General features: G+C 73.2%; 18 protein-coding genes and 2 pseudogenes. 13 read left to right on the top strand and 7 right to left on the bottom strand.

From position 1 onward, the window contains the following. Positions 1-28 precede the first annotated feature (28 nt). A complete protein-coding gene (locus tag ACYQ77_RS44110) occupies positions 29-2,050 on the top strand; it encodes a bifunctional aldolase/short-chain dehydrogenase (protein ID WP_459723450.1) in 2,022 nt (673 codons plus the stop codon). Then, positions 2,047-3,399 (top strand): rhamnulokinase, encoded by a 1,353-nt coding sequence (locus ACYQ77_RS44105; RefSeq protein WP_459723449.1) that lies wholly within the window; start codon positions 2,047-2,049, stop codon positions 3,397-3,399. The genes ACYQ77_RS44110 and ACYQ77_RS44105 overlap by 4 nt, the downstream gene beginning before the upstream one ends. 45 nt (positions 3,400-3,444) lie before the next feature. Here the strand turns inward: ACYQ77_RS44105 and ACYQ77_RS44100 are convergent, their stop codons facing one another. Continuing rightward, positions 3,445-6,429 (bottom strand): AfsR/SARP family transcriptional regulator, encoded by a 2,985-nt coding sequence (locus tag ACYQ77_RS44100; protein ID WP_459723448.1) that lies wholly within the window; start codon positions 6,427-6,429, stop codon positions 3,445-3,447. A gap of 56 nt (positions 6,430-6,485) precedes the next feature. Next, a complete protein-coding gene (locus ACYQ77_RS44095; protein WP_459723447.1) occupies positions 6,486-7,352 on the bottom strand; it encodes an aldo/keto reductase in 867 nt (288 codons plus the stop codon). A 106-nt stretch (positions 7,353-7,458) separates the two neighbouring features. On the opposite strand from ACYQ77_RS44095, the gene ACYQ77_RS44090 reads away from it, so the two are divergent. The 3 genes and pseudogenes from ACYQ77_RS44090 to ACYQ77_RS44080 all read left to right on the top strand — a co-directional run bounded on the left by ACYQ77_RS44090 (position 7,459) and on the right by ACYQ77_RS44080 (position 9,172). Continuing rightward, positions 7,459-8,331: a LysR family transcriptional regulator gene (locus ACYQ77_RS44090; protein WP_459723445.1), complete on the top strand. Its 873-nt coding sequence runs from the start codon at positions 7,459-7,461 to the stop codon at positions 8,329-8,331. 36 nt (positions 8,332-8,367) lie between these two features. Continuing rightward, positions 8,368-8,643, top strand: a pseudogene (locus ACYQ77_RS44085) (SDR family oxidoreductase); the annotation flags it as partial. 64 nt (positions 8,644-8,707) lie between these two features. Continuing rightward, a complete protein-coding gene (locus ACYQ77_RS44080) occupies positions 8,708-9,172 on the top strand; it encodes a Rossmann-fold NAD(P)-binding domain-containing protein (RefSeq protein ID WP_459723443.1) in 465 nt (154 codons plus the stop codon). On the opposite strand, the gene ACYQ77_RS44075 is transcribed toward ACYQ77_RS44080, so the two are convergent. Next, the gene (locus ACYQ77_RS44075; protein ID WP_459723441.1) at positions 9,159-10,028 is read right to left on the bottom strand and encodes an NAD(P)-dependent oxidoreductase; all 870 of its coding nucleotides are present in this window, start codon (positions 10,026-10,028) and stop codon (positions 9,159-9,161) included. The genes ACYQ77_RS44080 and ACYQ77_RS44075 overlap by 14 nt on opposite strands. A gap of 50 nt (positions 10,029-10,078) precedes the next feature. Then, positions 10,079-10,381, bottom strand: a complete 303-nt coding sequence (locus tag ACYQ77_RS44070; protein WP_459723439.1) for a putative quinol monooxygenase — start codon at positions 10,379-10,381, stop codon at positions 10,079-10,081. Positions 10,382-10,510: 129 nt separating this feature from the next. Here ACYQ77_RS44070 and ACYQ77_RS44065 point away from each other — a divergent pair, with 129 nt between their 5' ends. From ACYQ77_RS44065 to ACYQ77_RS44045, 5 genes are all read left to right on the top strand, one after another. Beyond that, the gene (locus ACYQ77_RS44065) at positions 10,511-10,975 is read left to right on the top strand and encodes an RNA polymerase sigma factor (protein WP_459723438.1); all 465 of its coding nucleotides are present in this window, start codon (positions 10,511-10,513) and stop codon (positions 10,973-10,975) included. Then, on the top strand, positions 10,972-11,553 hold the full coding sequence (locus ACYQ77_RS44060; protein WP_459723436.1) for a methylated-DNA--[protein]-cysteine S-methyltransferase: 582 nt from the start codon (positions 10,972-10,974) through the stop codon (positions 11,551-11,553). Before ACYQ77_RS44065 ends, ACYQ77_RS44060 begins: the two co-directional genes overlap by 4 nt. Next, positions 11,550-12,236 (top strand): 2OG-Fe(II) oxygenase, encoded by a 687-nt coding sequence (locus tag ACYQ77_RS44055; protein ID WP_459723435.1) that lies wholly within the window; start codon positions 11,550-11,552, stop codon positions 12,234-12,236. The genes ACYQ77_RS44060 and ACYQ77_RS44055 overlap by 4 nt, the downstream gene beginning before the upstream one ends. A gap of 22 nt (positions 12,237-12,258) precedes the next feature. Continuing rightward, entirely contained in the window at positions 12,259-13,332 is a 1,074-nt protein-coding gene (locus tag ACYQ77_RS44050) for a zinc-binding dehydrogenase (RefSeq protein ID WP_459723433.1), read from the top strand. A 135-nt stretch (positions 13,333-13,467) separates the two neighbouring features. Further along, a complete protein-coding gene (locus ACYQ77_RS44045; protein ID WP_459723432.1) occupies positions 13,468-13,998 on the top strand; it encodes a hypothetical protein in 531 nt (176 codons plus the stop codon). Here ACYQ77_RS44045 and ACYQ77_RS44040 read toward each other — a convergent pair. Further along, positions 13,988-15,172, bottom strand: coding sequence for a cytochrome P450 (locus ACYQ77_RS44040; RefSeq protein WP_459723431.1), 1,185 nt, complete (start codon positions 15,170-15,172; stop codon positions 13,988-13,990). The two genes, ACYQ77_RS44045 and ACYQ77_RS44040, sit on opposite strands and share 11 nt — an antisense overlap. Before the next feature lie 105 nt (positions 15,173-15,277). On the opposite strand from ACYQ77_RS44040, the gene ACYQ77_RS44035 reads away from it, so the two are divergent. From ACYQ77_RS44035 to ACYQ77_RS44025, 3 genes are all read left to right on the top strand, one after another. After that, on the top strand, positions 15,278-15,898 hold the full coding sequence (locus ACYQ77_RS44035) for a TetR/AcrR family transcriptional regulator (RefSeq protein ID WP_459723430.1): 621 nt from the start codon (positions 15,278-15,280) through the stop codon (positions 15,896-15,898). Positions 15,899-16,094: 196 nt separating this feature from the next. Beyond that, positions 16,095-16,733 carry a CBS domain-containing protein gene (locus ACYQ77_RS44030; RefSeq protein WP_459723428.1) on the top strand — a complete coding sequence of 213 codons (639 nt, stop codon included), beginning with the start codon at positions 16,095-16,097 and terminating at the stop codon, positions 16,731-16,733. 87 nt (positions 16,734-16,820) lie between these two features. Further along, on the top strand, positions 16,821-18,545 hold the full coding sequence (locus ACYQ77_RS44025) for a GAF domain-containing sensor histidine kinase (protein WP_459723427.1): 1,725 nt from the start codon (positions 16,821-16,823) through the stop codon (positions 18,543-18,545). A gap of 609 nt (positions 18,546-19,154) precedes the next feature. Here the strand turns inward: ACYQ77_RS44025 and ACYQ77_RS44020 are convergent. Together ACYQ77_RS44020 and ACYQ77_RS44015 are read right to left on the bottom strand one after the other, a co-directional pair. Beyond that, the gene (locus ACYQ77_RS44020) at positions 19,155-19,802 is read right to left on the bottom strand and encodes a response regulator (RefSeq protein WP_459723425.1); all 648 of its coding nucleotides are present in this window, start codon (positions 19,800-19,802) and stop codon (positions 19,155-19,157) included. 76 nt (positions 19,803-19,878) lie between these two features. After that, a pseudogene (locus ACYQ77_RS44015) lies at positions 19,879-20,365 on the bottom strand (acetate/propionate family kinase); the annotation flags it as partial.

Below are 20,365 nucleotides of genomic sequence, written 5' to 3'. Positions count from 1 at the left end.
ACGTTTAACTCCAACGGCTGAGGGCAGCATGACGGACCAGGTCGAGGCGTTGTTGCGGCGGAGCAACCGGCTCGGAGCCGACCCCCGCAACACCAACTACGCGGGCGGCAACACGTCCGCCAAGACCACCGCCACCGACCCGGTCACGGGCACCGACGTCGACCTCCTGTACGTCAAGGGGTCCGGCGGCGACCTCGGCACGCTGACCGCGGACGGGCTCGCCGTGCTGCGGCTCGACCGGCTGCGCGCGCTGACCGGCGGGTACCCCGGGGTCGAGCGCGAGGACGAGATGGTCGCCGCGTTCGACTACTGCCTGCACGGCAGGGGTGGCGCGGCGCCGTCCATCGACACCGCCATGCACGGGCTCGTCGAGCAGGCGCACGTCGACCACCTGCACCCGGACGCAGGCATCGCGTTCGCGACCGCCGTGGACGGGCCGGAGCTGACCCGCCGCTGCTTCGGCGACCGGGTCGTCTGGGTGCCGTGGCGGCGGCCGGGGTTCCAGCTGGGACTGGACATCGCGGCGGTGCAACGGGAGAACCCGCGGGCCATCGGTGTGATCCTCGGCGGGCACGGCATCACCGCGTGGGGCGCCACGAGCGACGAGTGCGAGGCCAACTCGCTGGAGATCATCGCCACCGCGCAGCGCTACCTCGACGAGCACGGCAGGCCCGACCCGTTCGGCGCCGTCGTCGTCGAGCCGCTCGCCCCCGCCGACCGAGCGGTGCTCGCCGCCCGCATCGCCCCCGCGGTCCGCGGTCTCGCGTCCACCGATCACCCGCAGGTCGGGCACTTCACCGACACCGCGGGCGTGCTGGACTTCCTGTCCCGCGAACGGCTCGGCGAGCTGGCCGCCAAGGGCACCAGCTGCCCCGACCACTTCCTGCGCACCAAGGTCCGCCCGCTCGTCCTCGACGTGCCGCCGACCACGCCGCTGGACCAGCTGCTCGCCCGCCTCAAGGAACTCCACGAGGCCTACCGGGCCGACTACCGCGCCTACTACGAGCGCCACGCCGACGCCGGCAGCCCGCCCATGCGCGGCGCCGACCCGGCGATCGTGCTCGTGCCGGGCGTCGGCATGTTCAGCTTCGGCGCCGACAAGCAGACCGCGCGCGTCGCCGGCGAGTTCTACGTCAACGCCATCAACGTCATGCGTGGCGCCGAGTCGGTGTCGCGCTACGAGCCGATCGAGGAACGCGAGAAGTTCCGCATCGAGTACTGGGCGCTCGAGGAGGCGAAGCTCCAGCGGCGCCCCAAGCCCAAACCTCTCGCCACCCGCGTCGCGTTCGTGACCGGCGGCGGCTCGGGCATCGGCCGCGCCACCGCGCTGCGGCTCGCCGCCGAGGGCGCGTGCGTGGTCGTCGCCGACCGTGACCCCGACTCCGCGAAACAGGTCGCGGAGGAGATCGGCGAGACGGCCGTCGCGGTGACCGTCGACGTGACCGACGAGAACGCCGTCGCCGAGGCTTTCCGTACCGCTGTATTGGCATTCGGCGGGGTCGACCTCGTGGTCAACAACGCGGGCCTGTCGATCTCGAAGCCGTTGCTGGAAACCACGGAGGCCGACTGGGACCGCCAGCACGACGTGATGGCGAAGGGTTCCTTCCTCGTCTCCCGCGAGGCCGCGCGGATCATGGTGGAGCAGGGCATCGGCGGCGACATCGTCTACATCTCCAGCAAGAACTCCGTGTTCGCGGGCCCCAACAACGTGGCGTACGGCGCGGCGAAGGCCGACCAGGCGCACCAGGTCCGGTTGCTCGCCGCCGAACTGGGGGAGCACGGCATCCGCGTCAACGGCATCAACCCCGACGGCGTGGTCCGCGGGTCGGGAATCTTCGCCGGTGGCTGGGGTGCCCAGCGGGCGGCCGTGTACGGGGTGCCGGAGGAGGAACTGGGTGCCTTCTACGCCAAGCGCACGCTGCTGAAGCGCGAGGTGCTGCCGGAGCACGTGGCGGCCGCGGTCGTCGCGTTGTGCGCCGGGGACCTGTCGCTCACCACGGGGCTGCACGTGCCGGTGGACGCCGGGGTGGCAGCGGCCTTCCTCCGGTGACGCCGACACAGCGGGTCGCGGCCGCGGACCTCGGCGCCGCGAGCGGGCGGGTGATCGTCGGCGAGGTCGGCGCGGACACCCTGGAACTGCGGGAGTGCCACCGGTTCCCCAACCGTCCCGTGCGGACGGCCGGCACCCTGCACTGGGACATCCTGGCGCTCTACCAGGGAGTTCTCGACGGGCTGCGGGCGGCGGGGCCGGTCGACGGCATCGGCATCGACTCGTGGGCGGTCGACTACGGGCTCCTCGACGCCGACGGTGCGCTGCTCGGCAACCCCGTGCACTACCGCGACGAGCGCACCGCCGGGGCGAAGGACAACCTCGAACGCCTCGGCGCGCGGGAGCTGTACGCCACGACCGGCCTGCAGTTCCTGCCGTTCAACACCATCCACCAGCTGGCCGCCGAGCCGCGGCTGCGCCTCGCGCACCGGTTGCTGCTGATCCCGGACCTGATCGGGTACTGGCTGACCAGCGAACAGGGCGCGGAGGTCACGAACGCGTCCACCACGCAGCTCCTCGACGTGACGAAGCGCGCCTGGGCGACGGACCTGATGGCGAAGGCGGACATCGACGCGGCGCTGTTCCCGGAACTGCGGGAACCCGGCACGGTGATCGGGGAGACGGACGGCACCCCGGTCATCGCGGTCGGTTCGCACGACACGGCGTCCGCGGTCGTCGGGGTGCCGGCGGCGCACGAGCGGTTCGCGTACATCTCGTGCGGCACCTGGTCGCTCGTCGGGGTGGAACTCGGCGCCCCCGTGCTCACGGAAGCGAGCAGGGCGGCCAACTTCACCAACGAACTCGGTGTCGACGGCACGGTCCGCTACCTGCGCAACGTGATGGGCCTGTGGCTGCTGCAGGAGTGCGTCCGCGAGTGGGGTGCGGACGTCGCGTCGCTCCTCGCCGGGGCGGCGAAGCTGCCGAAGGGCGCGGTGATCGACCCGGACGACCCGGTGTTCCTGCCGCCCGGCGACATGCCGGCCCGCATCGTCGCCGCGTGCGAGCGGGCGGGCGGCCCCGTGCCAGGAGACCGCGCGGCCATCGTCCGGTGCATTGTGGACAGTCTCGCCGACGCGCACCGCCGGGCCGTCGAGGACGCGCAGCGGCTGTCCGGCACGGCGGTCGACGTCGTGCACATCGTGGGCGGCGGGGCGCGGAACGCGCTGCTGTGCCAGCTGACCGCGGACGCGTGCGGTCTGCCGGTGGTGGCGGGCCCGGTCGAGGCGACCGCGATCGGGAACGTGCTCGTGCAGGCCAGGACCCTCGGCGCACTGGACGGCGACCTGACCCGGCTGCGAGCCCTGATCCGGGCCACGCAGCCGGTCACCCGCTATCAGCCGAGCGCGTAGCCCCGGGCCGGACGGCCGCGCTGGGCAGCGCCAGGGCGGGGGCTCCTACCGGAGGCGCAGGCACACCCGAGGCAGGCCGAGGTCGGCCAGGATGGACGACCACCCCGCCTCCGAGACGCGCGCGGCGGCAGCGTCCCCGGCCGCCTCCTGTGCGCGGGCCAGGCGGGCCAGCAGCCGTGCCTCCTCCAGCGGGGCACGGAGCTGGTGCCACGTCTCGAGCGCCGCCCGCAGTGGTTCGACCGCCGCGTCCGGGGAGCCACTGGCCATGGCCAGCTCGCCGAGCGTGCGGTGTGCCTCGGCCGACCCGTCGGCGTTGCCGAGTGCGGTGAACACCGGCAGCGCGCGGTCGAGCCTGCGCCGGGCCGCCGCGAACCGGCCGCGGCGGACGTCCACGTCGGCGAGGGTCTGCTCGACGTACGCCGCGTGCAGCTCGTCGTCGATCGCCTCGGTCAGGCGGCCCGCCTCGGTGAGCGCGGCCTCGGCGTCGTCGAGGCGGTCGGAGTCGATGAGCGCGTACGCGTAGATGATCAGGTTCATCGCCTGCAGGCGGCGGTTGCCCTGCACGCGGCGGATCGCGAGGGCCTCCTCGACCAGCGGCAGCGCGCGGGCGGGCGCGCCGAGGTCGCGGTGCACCTCGGCGCGGTTGATCAGCAGCGACGGCAGCGCGGATCCGGGCGCGTCCGGGTCGCACTCGCGGATGGCCTCGTCGAGCATCTCGGCGGCCTCGCGCAGCCTGCCGAGCCTGCGTGCGGCGACCCCGGCGTGCAGCAGCGCGCGCATGGTGCGGTCGTGGTCGCCGAGCTTCGTCGCGAGCGCCAGCGCCTCGGCCGCCAGCGCCGGCATCTCGCCGCAGCGGGCCCGTTGCGCGTACACCGCGAACAGCGCCTGCAGGATCTTCAGCAGCAGGTCGTCGGGGCCGGTGGTGCGCAGCGCGTTCGCCGCCACCTCGAGCGCGTGCTCACGCTCGTCGTCGTAGGCGCGCAGCGCGAGGAACCCGGACATGCGCAGCGCGAGCAGGCCCGCCAGCTCGGCGTGCCCCTGCGCGCTGGCCTGCTCCAGCGCGCTCGTCAGGTTCGCGCGTTCGACCTCCAGCCACGCCCTCGGCCGGTCGCGGGTCGCCCGTACCGCGACCTGCGGCGCGGCGACGGCCTCCAGCCCGCTGGAGTAGATGGTGTGGTGGTCGGCGCGCTGGTCGGCCTCGGTGGCGAGCGCGAGCCACGACGACAGGACCTTCCCGACGGCCTCCGCCCGCTCGTCGGCCGGGTCCTCCGCCTCGGCGCGTTCCGCCGCGAACGCGTGGATCAGGTCGTGCAGCCGGTAGCGGTACTGGCCGACGGCGTCACGGCCGAGCGGCTCGATGAGGTGCGTCTCGACCAGCCGCTCCAGCATCCGCTCCACGCGCGCGGTCGACGGTTCACCGGTCAGCTCCTGCGCCACCCACGTCGGCCAGTCGGGGGTGAGCAGCAGCCCGAGCCTGCGCAGCAGCAGCCGCAGGGGCTCGTCGAGCGCCTGGTAGCTCAGCTCGATGCTGGCGCGCACGTCGAGGTCGCCGACGGACAGCTCGTCGAGGCGGCCGACCTGGTCCGCGAGCCTGCCGCGGAACTCCTCGAGTGTCCACTCGGGATGGACGGCGAGCCGGGCCGCGGCCACGCACACCGCGAGCGGCAGCCGCCCGCACAGCTCGACCACCGCCTCCGCGGCCGCGGGCGCGCCGCCGACCCGCTGCTCGCCGATCACCGCGGCCAGCAGCGCGACCGCGTCCTCGGGGGACAGGACGGGCACCGACCACCGCGTGGCGCCGAGCAGCGCGTCGAGCCGCCGTCGCGACGTGACCAGCGTCTGGCTGCCGGGCGTGCCGGGCAGCAGCGGGCGGACCTGCTCCTCGCCGGCCGCGTCGTCCAGCACGACGAGGACGCGCCTGCCCGCGAGGTGGCTGCGGTACAGCGCGATCCGCTCGTCCCGGTCGTCGGGCACCTGCGCGCCGCGCACCCCGAGCGTGCGCAGGAACCGGCCGATGACCACGTGCGGGTCGGCGGGCGCCCGCTGCGCGCCACGCAGGTCGGCGTAGAGCTGCCCGTCGGGGAACGCGTGGCCCGCCCGCCGCGCCGCGGCCAGCGCCAGGGACGTCTTGCCGACCCCGCCCGGCCCGACGAGCACGCGGACCTGCCCCGCCTGGTCGGCGCGGGCCAGGTCGGCGGCGATCTCCTCGATCAGCTCGTCGCGGCCGGTGAGGATGGGGGAGCTGGCGGGCAGCTGCCTCGGCACGGTCACCGGCGGGGGCGCCGCGACCGGGGCGGGCTGCTCGCCGCGCAGGATCCGTTGTTCGAGGTCGCGGAGCGCGGGGCCCGGCTCGACCCCGAGGTCGTCGGAGAACAGCCGGTAGAGCTTGCGGTACGCGGCGAGCGCGTCGGCGCGGCGGCCGGACGCGGCGAGCGCGGCCATGCGGATCTCGTGCAGCCGTTCCCGGTACGGGTGGTCGGCGAGCACCGGCTCCAGCTCGATGAGCACGTCGTCGTAGCGGCCGAGCGCGACCTGCGCCTCCAGCCGCGCCTCCGCGGCGCTCACCCGTTCCTCGCCGAGCAGCGCCCTGGTGGTGGCGGCGAGGTCGTCGGACACGTCGGCGAGCGCGGGCCCGCGCCACAGCGCGAGCGCGTCGGCGAACAGGCCTGCCGCGCGGCCGTGGTCGCCGCCGGAACCCGCCTGCCTGCCCTGCACGACCAGCTCGCGGAACCGGACGAGGTCCAGCCCGTGCTCGCCGAGGTGCAGCTCGTAACCGGTGGGACGGGTGACGATCAGCCCGTCACCCGCGGCGCGGAGCCTGCGGCGGATGTTGCTGATGACGTTGTGCAGCTGGGGCCGGGCGGTCGACGGCGGGTCGTCCCACAGCGCGTCGACGAGCCGGTCGGTGCTGGTGAGGCGGCCCGCGTTGAGCAGCAGCGTGGCGAGCACGAACCGCTGCCTGCCGCTGCCGATGGCGATCGGGTGCCCGTCGTCCCAGACCACCACCGGACCCAGCACGCCGAACTCCACCCGGGAATTCTGGCAGAGCTCGGCGGCCGGGCACCGGGGGTGGTAGGGCGAGTGGGTCAGTGCTTGGCGTCCAAGCGGGTGAACTCCTCGGTGGTCAGCTCCAGGTGCACCGCGGCGGCCGAGTCGCGGATGGTCGCGGGGCGCGACGAGCCCGGGATCGGGATCACGACGGGCGACTTGGCGAGCAGCCACGCGAGGCACACCTGCTGCGGGCTGACGCCCCGGTCCTTCGCGACCTCGGCGAACGCGTGGAAGTGCGAGCCAAGCTCGCCCGCCTTCGCGATGCCGCCGAGCGGGCTCCACGGCAGGAACGCGATGCCGAGTTCGTCGCAGAGGTCCAGTTCCGGCTCGCTGGAGCGGAAGCGGGGCGAGAACTCGTTCTGCACGCTCACGAGGCGGCCGCCGAGGATCTCGTTGGCGAGCTTGATCTGGTCGGGGTTCGCGTTGGAGATGCCGGCGTACCGGATCTTGCCCGCGTCGAGCAGGTCGCGGATGGCGCCGACCGACTCGGCGTAGTCGACGCGCGGGTCCGGCCGGTGGAACTGGTACAGGCCGATGGCCTCCACGCCGAGCCGCTTCAGCGACGCCTCGCACGCCTGCTTGAGGTACTCCGGCGAGCCGTTGAGGCCCCAGCCGCCGCCCTCGGTGCGGGTGTGGCCGCCCTTGGTCGCGATCAGCACGTCGGACGTGTCGCCGCCGTAGCTCGCGACGGCCCTGGCGATGAGCGACTCGTTGTGCCCGATGTCCGTGTTGTCCAGCGAGTAGGCGTCGGCGGTGTCGAACAGCGTGACGCCGGCCTCGAGCGCGGCGTGGATCGTGTCGACGGACTGCTGCTCGTCCTCGGGCCTGCCCTCGATGGACATCGGCATGCCACCGAGCCCGATGGCGCTGACCTGCGTGTCGCCGATGCGACGGGACTGCATCTTCGATGCCTCCTTGGTAGACCTTGTGCGCTTCCAGCTTCCCGCGCGGTGATTAAGCTGTCCAACAGAAGTCTTCGATCGGGTTAATCGGTCAGGGTGATTAATCGTGGAGCTGCGGCAGCTGTCCTACTTCGTCGCGGTCGCGGAGGAGTGCCACTTCACGCGGGCCGCGAAACGGTTGCACGTGGCACAGTCCGGACTGTCCGCGTCCGTGCGCGCGCTGGAGCGGGAACTGGGCGCGGAGCTGTTCGTGCGGAACACCCGCCAGGTGCGGCTCACCCCGGCCGGCAACGCGCTGCTCGCCGAGGCCAGGCGGACCCTCGCCGCGTCCGACGCCTGCGCGGCCGCCGTCGCCGCCGTGCAGGGGCTCCTGCGCGGCACCCTCGCGATCGGGTCGCTGCAGTGCCTGCACGTCGTGCACCTGCCCGCCGTGCTCGCCGGCTTCGTGTCGGCCCACCCCGGGCTGGACGTGGAGCTGCGGCAGGGCGGGTCGGGCGAGCTGACCTCGTCGGTGGCGCAGGGAAAGCTCGACGTGGCGTTCGTGTCCCGGCCCGCCGTGCGCCCCGACGAGGTGGTGGTGACCTCGCTCGCCACCGAGCCGCTGGTGCTCGCGTGCGCGCCCGACCACCCGCTTGCCCGTGCGGACCGGGTGACGCCGTCGGCGTTGACCGGCGAGCGGTTCGTCGACTTCGCGCCCGACTGGGGGACCCGGGACCTGGTGGACTCGGTGGTGGGGGCGCGGCACGTCGCGCTGGAGGTGACCGACGTGCACTCGCTGCTCGACCTCGTCGCGTGCGGGCTCGGCGTCGCGCTGGTGCCGCAGTCGTTCTCGGTGAAGACCGACCGGGTGCGGTTCGTCGGCCTCGCCGACCCGGTGCCCCGGTGGGAGACCGTCACGGTGACCGCGAACCCGCCGAGCGCGGCCGCGGTGGCACTGGTCGCGGACGTGCGCCGCGCGGCGGGCTTGACCTCCAGCTAGGTCGAGGTTGTTGACTCGCGGGCGTCGGAGCGTCGAGTGAGAGGCCCTGCCGTGATCCTTGTCGTCGGAGCCACCGGGAACGTCGGGCGCGCACTGGTGTCCGAGCTGGTGGCGGGCGGGCACCGCGTCCGCGCGGTGAGCCGGGATCCCGGCAGGGCCCGTGCCGTCCTGCCGTCCGGAGTGGACGTCCAGGCGGCACCCGGCTTCGCGGAGGTGCGTGCGCTGTTCCTGTTGCAGGGCATCGTGGACACCGAGACCGTGCTCGCGGCCGCCGCTCGTCGAGGGGTCGAGCGGGTCGTGTACGTGTCGTCGATGGTGGCCGCCGCCTACCCGGGAGTCCGACATCGGGCGGCAGATCCTGGCGGGGGAGCGGGCCGTGCGCGAGAGCGGGCTCGACTGGACGCTCGTGCGGCCGTGGGAGTTCCAGTCGAACACCCTCGACTGGGCGCCCTCGGTGCGGGCCGGCGGCGTGGTGCGGGTGCCGGCGCTGGGCAAGCCGTCCCCGGCGGTGGCGCCCGCCGACATCGCGGCCGTGTCCGCCCGGGCGCTCGTCGAGGACGGGCACGCCGGCGCCGTGTATCCGCTGACCGGGCCCGCCGAGCTGACCGTCGAGGACAAGGTGCGCGTGCTGGGCGAGGTGCTCGGGCGGCCGGTGTCGCTCGTGGTCGCGGGGGAGGTGCCCGCGCACGACGACCCGGTGGTGCGGGCCGCGCTCGTGTCCGGCGTGTGCGGCATGGACTCCCCGGGCGTCCTGCCGACGGTCGCCGAGGTGACCGGCCGCCCGGCCCACGCCTACGTGCGGTGGGCGATGGCGAACGCGGCCGCGTTCAGCCCTGCTTGATCCCCGCCAGCTGTTCGAGCACCAGCAGCAGCGCCGAGTGGTCGAGGTCGCCGTGCCCCTGGGCGCGGGCCGCGGCCATCAGCTGTGCGACGACCGCGCCGATGGGCAGCGGCACCCCCGCGTCCCTGGCCGAGCCGAGGACGATGCCGAGGTCCTTGTGGTGCAGGTCGACGCGGAAGCTCGGCGTGAAGTCGTGGGTCAGCATCGCGCCCGCCTTGCGGTCCAGCACCGTGCTGCCCGCGAGCCCGCCCGACAGCACCTCGACGGCCGGTGCGAGGTCGACGCCCTGTGCCCGCAGCATCGTCAGCGCCTCCGCCACGAGGCCGATGGTGCCGGCGACGATCAGCTGGTTCGCGGCCTTCACCGTCTGCCCGGCCCCGGCCGGTCCGACGTGGACGATCGTCTTCCCGAGCACGTCGAGCACCGGCCGCGCCGCGTCGACGTCCGCCGCCGCGCCACCGACCATGATCGACAGGGTGCCGTCGACCGCGCCCTTCTCGCCGCCGCTGACCGGCGCGTCGAGCGCACGCAGCCCGGCCTCGTGCGCGCGTGCGGCGACGGCCCGCGCGGTGGCGGGCGCGATCGTGCTCATGTCGATCCACAGCGCACCGGCGGCGGTCAGCACGTCGTCGGCGACCGCCTCGACGTCCGGCGAGTCGGGCAGCATCGTGAGCACGACCTCGGCGCCGTCCACCGCCGCTCGCGCGCTGTCGGCGGCCGTGCCGCCCTGCTCGGCGAGGCGGGCGGTCTTGCCGGGACTCCGGTTGAAGCCGGTGACGTCGTGCCCGGCACGGACGAGGTTGACGGCCATGGGCAAGCCCATGATCCCGAGCCCGATGAACGCGATCCTCGCCATGGCCCGACCCTACCCACCCCGCGGGGCGCGGCCCGGCGCCGCCGGGTGCGTCAGGCCACGCCGAGACCGCCGACGATGTCCACCTCCTGCCCGGTGAACTCGCCGGTGAGCAACGGCATGGTCGTCGCGATCGCGGCCTTCACCTCGGGTAACCGCAGGGACGCGTCGTGCGCCTCCTTGCTGACCCAGATCTCGTTGACCCAGATCAGGTCCTTGTCGCTGTCGGACACCCCGACCGCGTACAGGTCGCACCCCGCCGCCTTCAGGCCCTCCTGCCCGCTGACGAGCGCCGCCACCACCTCGTCCCGGTGTCCCGGCTTCACGCGCATGGTGCCGAAGTATCCGTACCGCACTGTTCCTCCTGGTCGATCGCTGTGGCCGGGATACTCGCACGGACCACCGACAATTCCGCCGGACGAACGCGACAGCGTGCCCGCCGCCTGGCAATCTCACGTTCCGTGGGGTCGCGGCGTCTTCCTGGTGTGAGACCTTTCGAGCGGATCGTGGACCAGTACGGGGCCATGGTGCTGCGGGTGTGCCGCGCGGCGCTGGGGCCCGTCGACGCCGAGGACGCGTGGTCGGAGACCTTCCTCGCGGCGCTGCGGGCGTACCCCGGTCTGCCCGCCGACGCGAACGTCGAGGCCTGGCTCGTGACCATCGCGCACCGCAAGGCGCTCGACGGCTGGCGGGCGGGGCGGCGGCGGCCGGTCGCGGTCGCCGAGGTGCCCGACCGCGGCACGACCGACGCCTGGCACGGCGACCTGTGGGCCGCGCTGGAGCGGCTGCCGCACAAGCAGCGGCTGGCCGTCGCCTACCACCACCTGGCCGGGCTGCCGTACCGCGAGATCGCGGCCATCACCGGTGGCACCGAGGCCGCCGCCCGCCGCGCCGCCGCCGACGGCATGAAACGTCTCCGCGAGCTCTACACGGAGGAGGAGACCGCATGAACTTCGACGCGCTACCCCTGGAGGAACCCGGCGCGCGGCTGCGTGCCCGGCTCGTCGCGGACGCCGAGCGGGACGGCCTGCTCGACGTCGCCTACCGCACCGTCGACACCCCCGTCGGGTCGCTGCTGCTGGCCGCGACCCCGGTCGGGCTGGTGCGGGTGGTGTACGAGAACGTCGGTCACGACGCGGAGCTGGCGCGGCTCGCCGAGGCCGTCAGCCCCCGGGTCCTGCACGCACCCGCCCGGCTCGACGCCGTTGCGCGGCAGCTCGACGAGTACTTCGCCGGGCGCAGGACCGCGTTCGACGTGCCGCTCGACCTGCGGCTCGCCCGCGGGTTCCGGCGGGCCGTGATCGACCACCTGCCCGCGATCCAATACGGCCGTACTGAAACGTACGCCCAGGTCGCGGCGGCTGCCGGCAGCCCGAAGGCGGTGCGGGCGGTGGGCACCGCGTGCGCCATGAACCCCGTGCCGGTCGTCGTCCCGTGCCACCGGGTCGTGCGCACCGACGGGTCGTTCGGCGGGTACGCGGGCGGCCCGGACGCCAAGCGGACCCTGCTCACCATGGAGGCGGCGTGACCATCGACTGGACGGCGGTCGCCGAGGAGGTCGACGAGTACGGCTGCGCGCTCCTGCCCCGCCTGCTGACGAAGCGGGAGTGCCAGGACCTCGCCGCGCTCTACGACGAGCCGGACCGGTTCCGCGCCACGATCGACATGGCGCGGCACCGGTTCGGGCGCGGCCAGTACCGCTACTTCCGCGAACCGTTCCCCGAACCCGTCGCCCGGCTGCGGGGCGAGCTGTACCCGCACCTGCTGCCGATCGCCCGCGACTGGGCGGCGCGGCTGCGCCGCGACGAGCGCTGGCCGGACACGCTCGACGAGTGGCTCGCCGAGTGCCACGCCGCGGGCCAGACCCGGCCCACGCCGATCCTCCTGCGCTACGAGGAGGGCGACTGGAACGCGCTGCACCGGGACCTCTACGGCGACAAGGTGTTCCCGCTGCAGGTGGTGATCAACCTGAACGAGCCGGGCGTCGACCACACGGGCGGCGAGTTCCTGCTGGTCGAGCAGCGGCCACGCGCGCAGTCCCGGGGGACGGCGACGTTGCTGCCCCAGGGGCACGGGCTGGTGTTCACCACGCGTGACCGGCCGGTCCGGTCCGCGCGTGGCTGGTCGGCGTCGCCGGTGCGGCACGGGGTGTCGGTGATCAGATCCGGACGACGGCACACTTTGGGCTTGGTGTTCCACGACGCGGCATGAGGCCATGTGATTAAGTCCCACCATGGTGCGTGCAGCGGTGCTGACCAAGCAGGGTGGCAGGCTCGAGGTCCGGGACATCTCCCTCGGTGAGCCGGGTCCGGGACAGGTGAAGGTGCGGGTCGCGGCGGCGGGGGTCTGCCACTCCGACCTGTCGCTGGCCAACGGCACCCTCATGCAGGAGGTCCCCGCGGTGCTCGGGCACGAGGGCGCGGGCGTGGTGCTCGCGGTCGGCGACGGCGTCGACCGGGTCGCCGTCGGTGACCACGTGGTGCTGAACTGGGCGCCGGCGTGCCGCGAGTGCTGGTTCTGCCTGCAGGGCGAGCCGTGGCTGTGCGTGCACGCCGAGGAGACCGCACGCGCGCCGTACGCGTTCCTCGACGACGGCACCCCGGTCTACCCGGGCCTGGGCACGGCCGCGTTCGCGGAGGAGACCATCGTGCCGGCCGCCGGGGTCGTGAAGGTGCCGGACACGGTGCCGATGGAGCAGGCCGCCGTGCTGGGGTGCGCCGTGCAGACCGGCGCCGGTGCCGTGCTCAACACGGCCCGCGTGCAACCGGGCGAGTCCGTGGTGGTCGTCGGCCTCGGCGGCGTCGGCCTGTCGGCGCTGCAGGCCGCGCGCGCGGTCGGCGCGGGCCCGATCATCGGCGTCGACGTCAGCGAGGCCAAGGCGGACCTGGCGGCCCGGCACGGCGCGACGGACTTCATCGTGTCCGGCGAGACCACCAGCAAGGCGATCCGCAAGCTGACCGGCGGGCGGGGCGCCGACCACGCCTTCGACTGCGTCGGCCTGCCCGCGACCATCCGCACCGCGTGGTCGGCGAGCCGCCGCGGCGGCGCCGTGACCGTCGTCGGCGTCGGCAGCAAGGCCAACATCGTCGAGTTCAACGCGCTGGAGCTGTACTGGTTCGGCCGCACGCTGCACGGGTGCGTGTTCGGGTCGAGCGACCCGGACGTCGAGATCCCGCGCCTGCTCGGCCTCGTCGAGGAGGGCAGGCTCGACCTCGCCGCCCTGGCCACGGCGACCACCGACCTCGACGGCGTCAACGACGCGTTCGAACAACTCGGCCAGGGCGCGCGGACGATCGTCACCTTCTAGCGGTCACCGGCCTGGTTCGCCCGCGCCACGGAGACACCAGCGGTTGCAACGGGAGGCCGCCGAACTCGGCGAGGTGTCCCCGCTCCGGCCCCGCCGCCGGCGGACCGGGTGAGAGCGGACCCGGAGAAGGCCGCGGTGGAACTGCAGGCCATGAGTGTCGACCAAGCAGCACGGGCGCTCGAGGCGATTGCCTGGCACCGGGACGGGCGGCGACCCGCGGCGATTGTGGTCGCCTGCCTGCCGGCCGACTTCGCCGCGCAACTGCTCGACCGGGTGCCGACCATGGAGGCTGCCCGAATTCTCGCTGAATGCCGAACGCCGGGAAAGACGGCGGCAACACTGCCGGCCATGACGCGGCGCCGGGCCGTCGCGGTGATGAGCGACACCAGCGTCGGCGGCAGGTGGTGGTATGGGCCGATAACACAGGACCTGGAATCCGCCACCGCTGTCGCCTTTCTGGAGGATGTCGGACTGGTCGAACCGGTGACCCACGTTCTCGGCCTGCTCGAACCGGCCGCGGTCGTGGCGATCGTGTGCACCTTGGCCCCGCAACGCCAGAAGGACATCCGGGCCCATTTCGCCGCGCGCAAGCAATACGACCCGCACGCCAAGAGCATCCACGTCGCGCTGCGGAGGGCGCGTCAGGGGTGGGCGGTCACCAGCTGACCGGGAGGCTGTGCAGGCCGTACACGGTGGCGTCGTCCTTGAACGGCAACTCCGCCACCGGCACGTCGACGCGCAGTGTGGGGACCCGGGCGAAGAGGGTGTCGAACACGATGCGCAGTTCCACGCGCGCCAGGTTCTGGCCGAGGCACTGGTGGGCGCCGTAGCCGAAGGCGATGTGGTTGCGCGCGCCGCGGGTGACGTCGAGGCGGTCCGGGTCGGGGAAGACGGCCGGGTCGTGGTTGGCGGCGTTCCCCAGCGTGAGCACGCCCTCGCCCGCGCGCACGGTCACGCCGCCGACCTCGGTGTCCGCGACGGCCACCCGGGACGTCACGAACTCGGCGATCGTGAACTGCCGCAGCAGTTCCTCGACGGCGTCCGGGGTCCGCGCCGGGTCCGCCTTGATCAGCGCGAGCTGGTCGGGGTGCTCGAGCAGCGCGACCGTGCCCAGCGAGATCATGTTCGCGGTCGTCTCGTGCCCGGCGATCAGCAGCAGCACGGCGAGGCTCACGAGCGCGTCGTGGTCGTAGGTGCCGTCGGCGCGGTGCTTGGCGATCTGCCTGCCGATGAGGTCGTCGGTCGGTGCCGGTTCCTTCTCACTGACGAGCTTGTCCATGTACGCGCGCAGCTCGTCGGCCGCGGCGCGGATCTCCTCGACGGCCGCGGACCGGGACAGCAGCGTGCGGGACCGGGACTGGAAGAACTCGTGGTCGTCGTACGGGACGCCGAGCTGCTCGCAGATCACGAGCGACGGCACCGGCTGCGCGAGCGCCTCGACCAGGTCGGCGGTGCGGGACGGCGCCGCGAGCATCGCGTCGAGGTGCTCGTCGACGATCTGCTGGATGCGCGGGCGCAGCGCGGCGAGCCGCTTGACGGTGAACTCGCCGAGCACCGCGCGGCGGGCGGGGCCGTGCTCCGGCGGGTCGAGGGTGATCAGCGACGGCTTGAGCCTGCGGTCCTGCTGGACCCGGCGGCCGGTCGGGTTCGGGAAGTGCGGGTTGGCGCGGTCGGCGGAGAACGCCGGGTCGGTGAGCACGGCCCGGACGTCGGCGTGCCGGGACGCCGCCCACACCTCCTGGCCGCTGCGCGGGAGCGTCACCTTCGTCATCGGCCCCGGCGAGGTGATCGAGGCGTCGCCGTGGAACGGGCAGGCGCGGGGCGGGAAGGCGTCGGGCATCGGTCGAACCCCCAAGATGATCTGGAAGAAAGTCGTCCACTTGTCATCGACCGTAGTCATCCGGACGCGCTCCGTCCACTTTCGGGCGAATGTGATAATTCGCGGGTGACGAAAGCCCTGCGTGCGGACGCCCGCCGCAACCGCGACCAGATCCTGGTGGCGGCGCGGGACATCTTCGCCGAGCGCGGCGCCGACGTGCCGATGGAGGAGATCGCGCGCCGCGCCTCGGTCGGCGTCGGCACCCTCTACCGGCGCTTCGTGGACCGCGAGACGCTGATCCGCGCGGTCTTCCGCGACACCTTCCAGGCGGTCGCCGACGAGACCAGGGCCGCGCTCGCCGAGGAACCGACCGCGTGGGCGGCCCTGATGCGGATCATGCGGCAGTCGGCGTGGCTGCACGTGAGCGTGCAGGCCAAGTCGCCGCGGGTCACGGCGGTCGTGCGGGCCGACGAGGAGACCTCCCGCGTGCGCGACGAGCTGCTCGACATGCTCGACCAGGTGGTCCGCCGCGCGCAGGACGAGGGCACCCTGCGCCGCGACGTCGGCGTCGGCGACCTCGCGATGCTGTTCATCTCGGTCGTGCACCAGACACAGGCGGTCACCCCGGACGTCGCCGGGCTCGTCCCCGGTCGCGTGCTGGCGATCATGATGGACGGCCTGCGCGCCCCCGCACCCGGCGAACTTCCGGGTCGCCCGCTGACCCGCACCGACCTCGAGTTCGACTGATCCGTCCTCAGTGGACGGTCGCGCGCCCTGGCCCCCACGACCACGGCGTGCCGGTGGTGCGGGCAGGCCGAAAGTCCCGGTGGGACGGGGACTTCGAGCGGGACGTTGGTCCGGCCGGTCCGGTGCCTCGGCCTCTGATCACGCGCGCCGTGCCGGGGAATGCTGGCGGTACGGGGATCGCAGAGGAGGAACCGAGATGACAACAGCGGTGCGCGCACCGACGGTCGCGGACGTGATGACCCGGTGCCCGCTGTCGGTCCGCCGCGACACGCCGTTCCGCGCGATCGCCGCGCTCCTGGCCGGCAGCCAGGTCAGTGCGGTGCCCGTGGTCGACGACCGCGGCGCGCCCGTCGGCGTCGTCTCCGAGATCGACCTGATCGACGCCCGGCCGCGGGCCGGGCACGGGCTGACCGCGCGTGCGCTGATGTCCAGCCCCGTCGTGACGGTGACGGCCGACGAGTCGGTGGCGTCGGCGACGCGGCGGCTGACGCGCACCGGGGTGCGGCGGCTGTTCGTCGTCGCGGACGGCAAGCTCGTCGGCGTGCTCGCGCGGCGGGACCTGCTGCGCGGCTACCTGTGCCCGGACGACGTGCTCGCCGGCCGCGTCGAGGACGCCGTCGCCCCGCTCGCCGCCGGGCGCGGCGAGTTCGTGAACGTGACCGTGGCGGACGGTGTCGTGACGCTGCTCGGCCGGGTCCAGTGGCGCAGTGCCGTCGCGCCGGTCGGTGCCGCGGCCGCCGCCGTGCCCGGCGTGGTCGAGGTCCGCAACCGGCTCGGCTGCTTCTGGTACGACAAACCCAGGCGGGCCGGGAGAACACGTCCCGGCGATTCCTGACAGTGTTCGCCGCGCCGGATACCCTGAGTTCGTTCAGCGGTGGCCGAACTGCCCGGCGGCCGCCGGATCGCAGAGCGGAGTGTGTGGATGCCGGACGGCACAGGGGCAGCGAGACCGAAGCGTTCGGCCGTCGGTGTGTCGCTCGCCGGGTTGCGCCTCGACGAGCTGCTGAACGAACTGCAGGACCGGCTGACCGAGATCGGCAAGACCCGCGACCGCCTCCAGGGGCTCCTGGACGCGGTCGTCGCCGTGGGTGCCGGTCTCGAGCTGGCCGGCACGCTGCAGCGGATCGTGCAGACCGCCGTCGAGCTGGTTGACGCCCGCTACGGCGCGCTGGGCGTGCTGGGGGACGAGGGCCTGTCCGAGTTCGTGTACGTCGGCATCGACCCGGAGATCCGCGCGCGGATGGGGCACCTGCCCGAGGGCAAGGGCCTGCTCGGGCACCTGATCGAACACCCGTTCCCGATCCGGTTGCCGGACCTCACCGAGCACCCGTCGTCGGTCGGCTTCCCGGCCAACCACCCGCCGATGCGCAGCTTCCTCGGCACGCCGGTCCGGGTGCGCGACGAGGTGTTCGGCAACATCTACCTGACCGAGAAGAAGGGCGAGACCGAGTTCAACGACGACGACGTGGTCGTGCTCGAGGCACTCGCCGCCGCGGCCGGTGTGGCCGTGGAGAACGCCCGCCTGTTCGAGCAGGCCAGGCTGCGGGAACGGTGGCAGCACGCGTCGGCGGAGGTCAACGGTCTGCTGCTGGGCGGCGGGACGAGCGAGGAGGCGCTGGCGCTGATCGCGCAGCGCACCCGTGAACTGTCCGGATCGGACTCCGCGCTGATCCTGCTGGCCGACGAGGCGGGCGAGACGCTCACCGTCGAGGCGGGCGCGGGCGCGCGTGGCGAGGAGATGATCGGCCACCGCCTGTCGGCGACCACACCGGCGGTCGCGTCGGTCATCAACGACCGCGAGCCGACCGTGTACGTGGACTTCGCGCAGACACTCGGTTCCGAGGCCGACATCTTCGGCGAGTTCGGTCCCGCGGACGCCGTGCCGTTCGGGTCGGCCGCAGGGGTCAGCGGCCTGCTGCTGGCGCTGCGCAACAAGGGCGACATCCAGTTCGGCCACGACCAGCTGCCGATGCTCGCGTCGTTCGCGGCGCAGGCCGCGCTGGCGCTGGAGCTGGCGGACAAGCAGCGGCAGCAACGGATGCTCGACCTGCTGGCCGACCGCGACCGGATCGCGGGGGACCTGCACGACCACGTGATCCAGCGGCTGTTCGCGGCGGGCATGAGCCTGCAGGCCATCGTCGGCCGCATCGCCGACGGCGAGGCGCGGGGTCGCGTGACCCGCGTGGTCGGCCAGCTGGACGAGACGATGCGCGAGATCCGCACGTCGATCTTCGACCTCCACACGGCGGGGGAGGAGAGCTCGACCAGCCTGCGCAGGCGCATGCTGGACCTGGTCGCCGAGGCGAGCGCGAACACCGACATGTCCCCGTCCGTGCGCATCTCCGGGGCGGTGGACACCCTGGTGCCACAGCACGTGGCGGAGCATGCGCTGGCTGCGCTGCGCGAGGGCGTGAGCAACGCCGTCCGGCACGCACACGCGTCGGACATCGTGGTGACGGTCGAGGCGGGCCCGGACCTGGTGGTCGGGGTGACCGACAACGGGGTGGGCATGCCCCCGGACGTGGCGCGAAGCGGACTGCTCAACCTCGAACGCCGGGCAACAGAATGCGGCGGCGCGGTGTCGGTGTCCCCCAACCCGGACGGCGGCACCCGATTGGTGTGGCGGGTTCCCCTGGCGACGGCCTGACCGCGGCGACGAACCTTCATACGCCCGAAGTGATGAAGGACGCCCGCATCAACTGGGCAGCCGCCTCGTCGAGAAGCCGAACCTGCGGGATGCCCCGGAAAGGTTCGGTGGTGGCGGCGGGCAATGGGGTGGGCAGGTGTCAGCCTGCCCGTGAGGGCCTGTCTTGGGGGAGGTTCGCGGGTAAAGGGTTTGGCGGCGCCGGCCGGTCAGATCCCGCGTCCAGGCCCGGCGCCGGATCATGCAGATGCCACCGCAGCTGACAGATCGCCGCATGGCCCGGCCGTCTTCCACCGCCCACCGCCGCGCCCCGGACCTGGCCGGGCGGACACACCTCAGTCGAGTTGATGGAACGCGTCTCGTCCACGCTTCTGTTATGTCACGCCCAGCCGGTCCGGGCCTTCGGCCACGCTGGACAGTTCGTTGCCAAACCAACCCATAAAACACACACGTGGCCGCGCCCGCCCGCGCAATCCGCCGCCACCACCTAACGGGAACCCCGGAAACCACGGCACCCCGTGCCCAAGATCAACCACTGCCTCCGTCCCCCGGAATCCAGCCTACAAGCGGCCACCGGCACAACAGACCGCGCGAAGCGACCTGTCCACAGCCTCACCCGTCCTGCCGGCGGGAGCGAAGCTCCGCGGCGAGGACAGCGGCCTGCGTGCGCCGCTGCATGCCGAGCTTGTTCAGCAGGTGCGACACGTAGTTCTTGATCGTCTTCTCGGCGAGGAACAGCTTCTCCCCGATCTGCCGGTTCGTCAGCCCCTCCCCGATGAGGTCGAACACGGCCCGCTCCTGCTCCGTCAGCGCGTTGAGCGGGTTCTGCTCCTCCCGCTCGCGCCGGATGCGGTTCATCAGCGCGGCCGTCGTCTTGGGGTCGAGCAGTGAGCCGCCCGCCCCGACGGTGCGAATCGCGTCGAGCAGGTCCAGGCCCAGCACCTGCTTCAGCACGAACCCCGACGCGCCGGCCATGATCGCGTCGAACAGGGCGTCGTCGTCCGCGTAGGACGTCAGCATGAGACAGTTCAGCTCGGGTAGGCGCGACTTCAGCTCACGGCACAGCTCGATGCCGTTCCCGTCCGGCATGCGGACGTCCAGCACCGCCACGTCCGGCGCCGCCTGCGGGGTTCGCGCCAGCGCCTCCTCGACCCCCGCCGCCTCGCCGACGACCTCCAGGTCGTCAGCCGTGCCGATGAGGTCGGCGATGCCGCGCCGCACGATCTCGTGATCGTCCACCAACATGACCCGGATGGTCACCACGCCTCCTCGGCACAGTTGTTTCTCGCTCAACCAACCGTAGGCCCTCGGATAAGGGGAACGCCCCGGGATCTGGTCACCGGTCACCAGGGACGAAAGTCCCTCGGACCTGGCGGGCGATCTCGACGTCCTCGCGCGCCGTGAGCACGAACGTCCGCACCGCGGCGCCCGGCGCGGTGATCTCCGCGTCGCCGTCGACCGGGACGTCGGGGTCCACGGCGACGCCGAGGAAGGCGAGGCCTGCCGCGGCCTCCGCCCGGACCACCGGCTGGTGCTCGCCGACGCCGCCGGTGAACACCAGCACGTCGAGGCCGTTGATGGCCGCCGCCATCGCCGCGATCTCCGTGCGGAGCCGGTGGAGGTACACGTCCAGCGCGGGCCGCGACCCCGGGTCGTCGACGATGTCGCGCAGGTCGCCGCTGCCGCTGGTCAGCCCAGCGAGCCCGCTGTGGTGCTCGAGCACGTCGGACAGCTCGTCGGGGGACACGCCGCCGTGGTGCAGCAGCCACAGCACCAGGCCGGGATCGACGTCACCGGATCTGGTGGCCATGACGAGCCCCGCC

The sequence above is a fragment of the Actinophytocola sp. KF-1 genome (genome assembly GCF_054661535.1).
The sequence above is the reverse complement of the archived record's forward strand: the minus strand, read 5'-3'. Positions and strand labels throughout refer to the sequence as shown.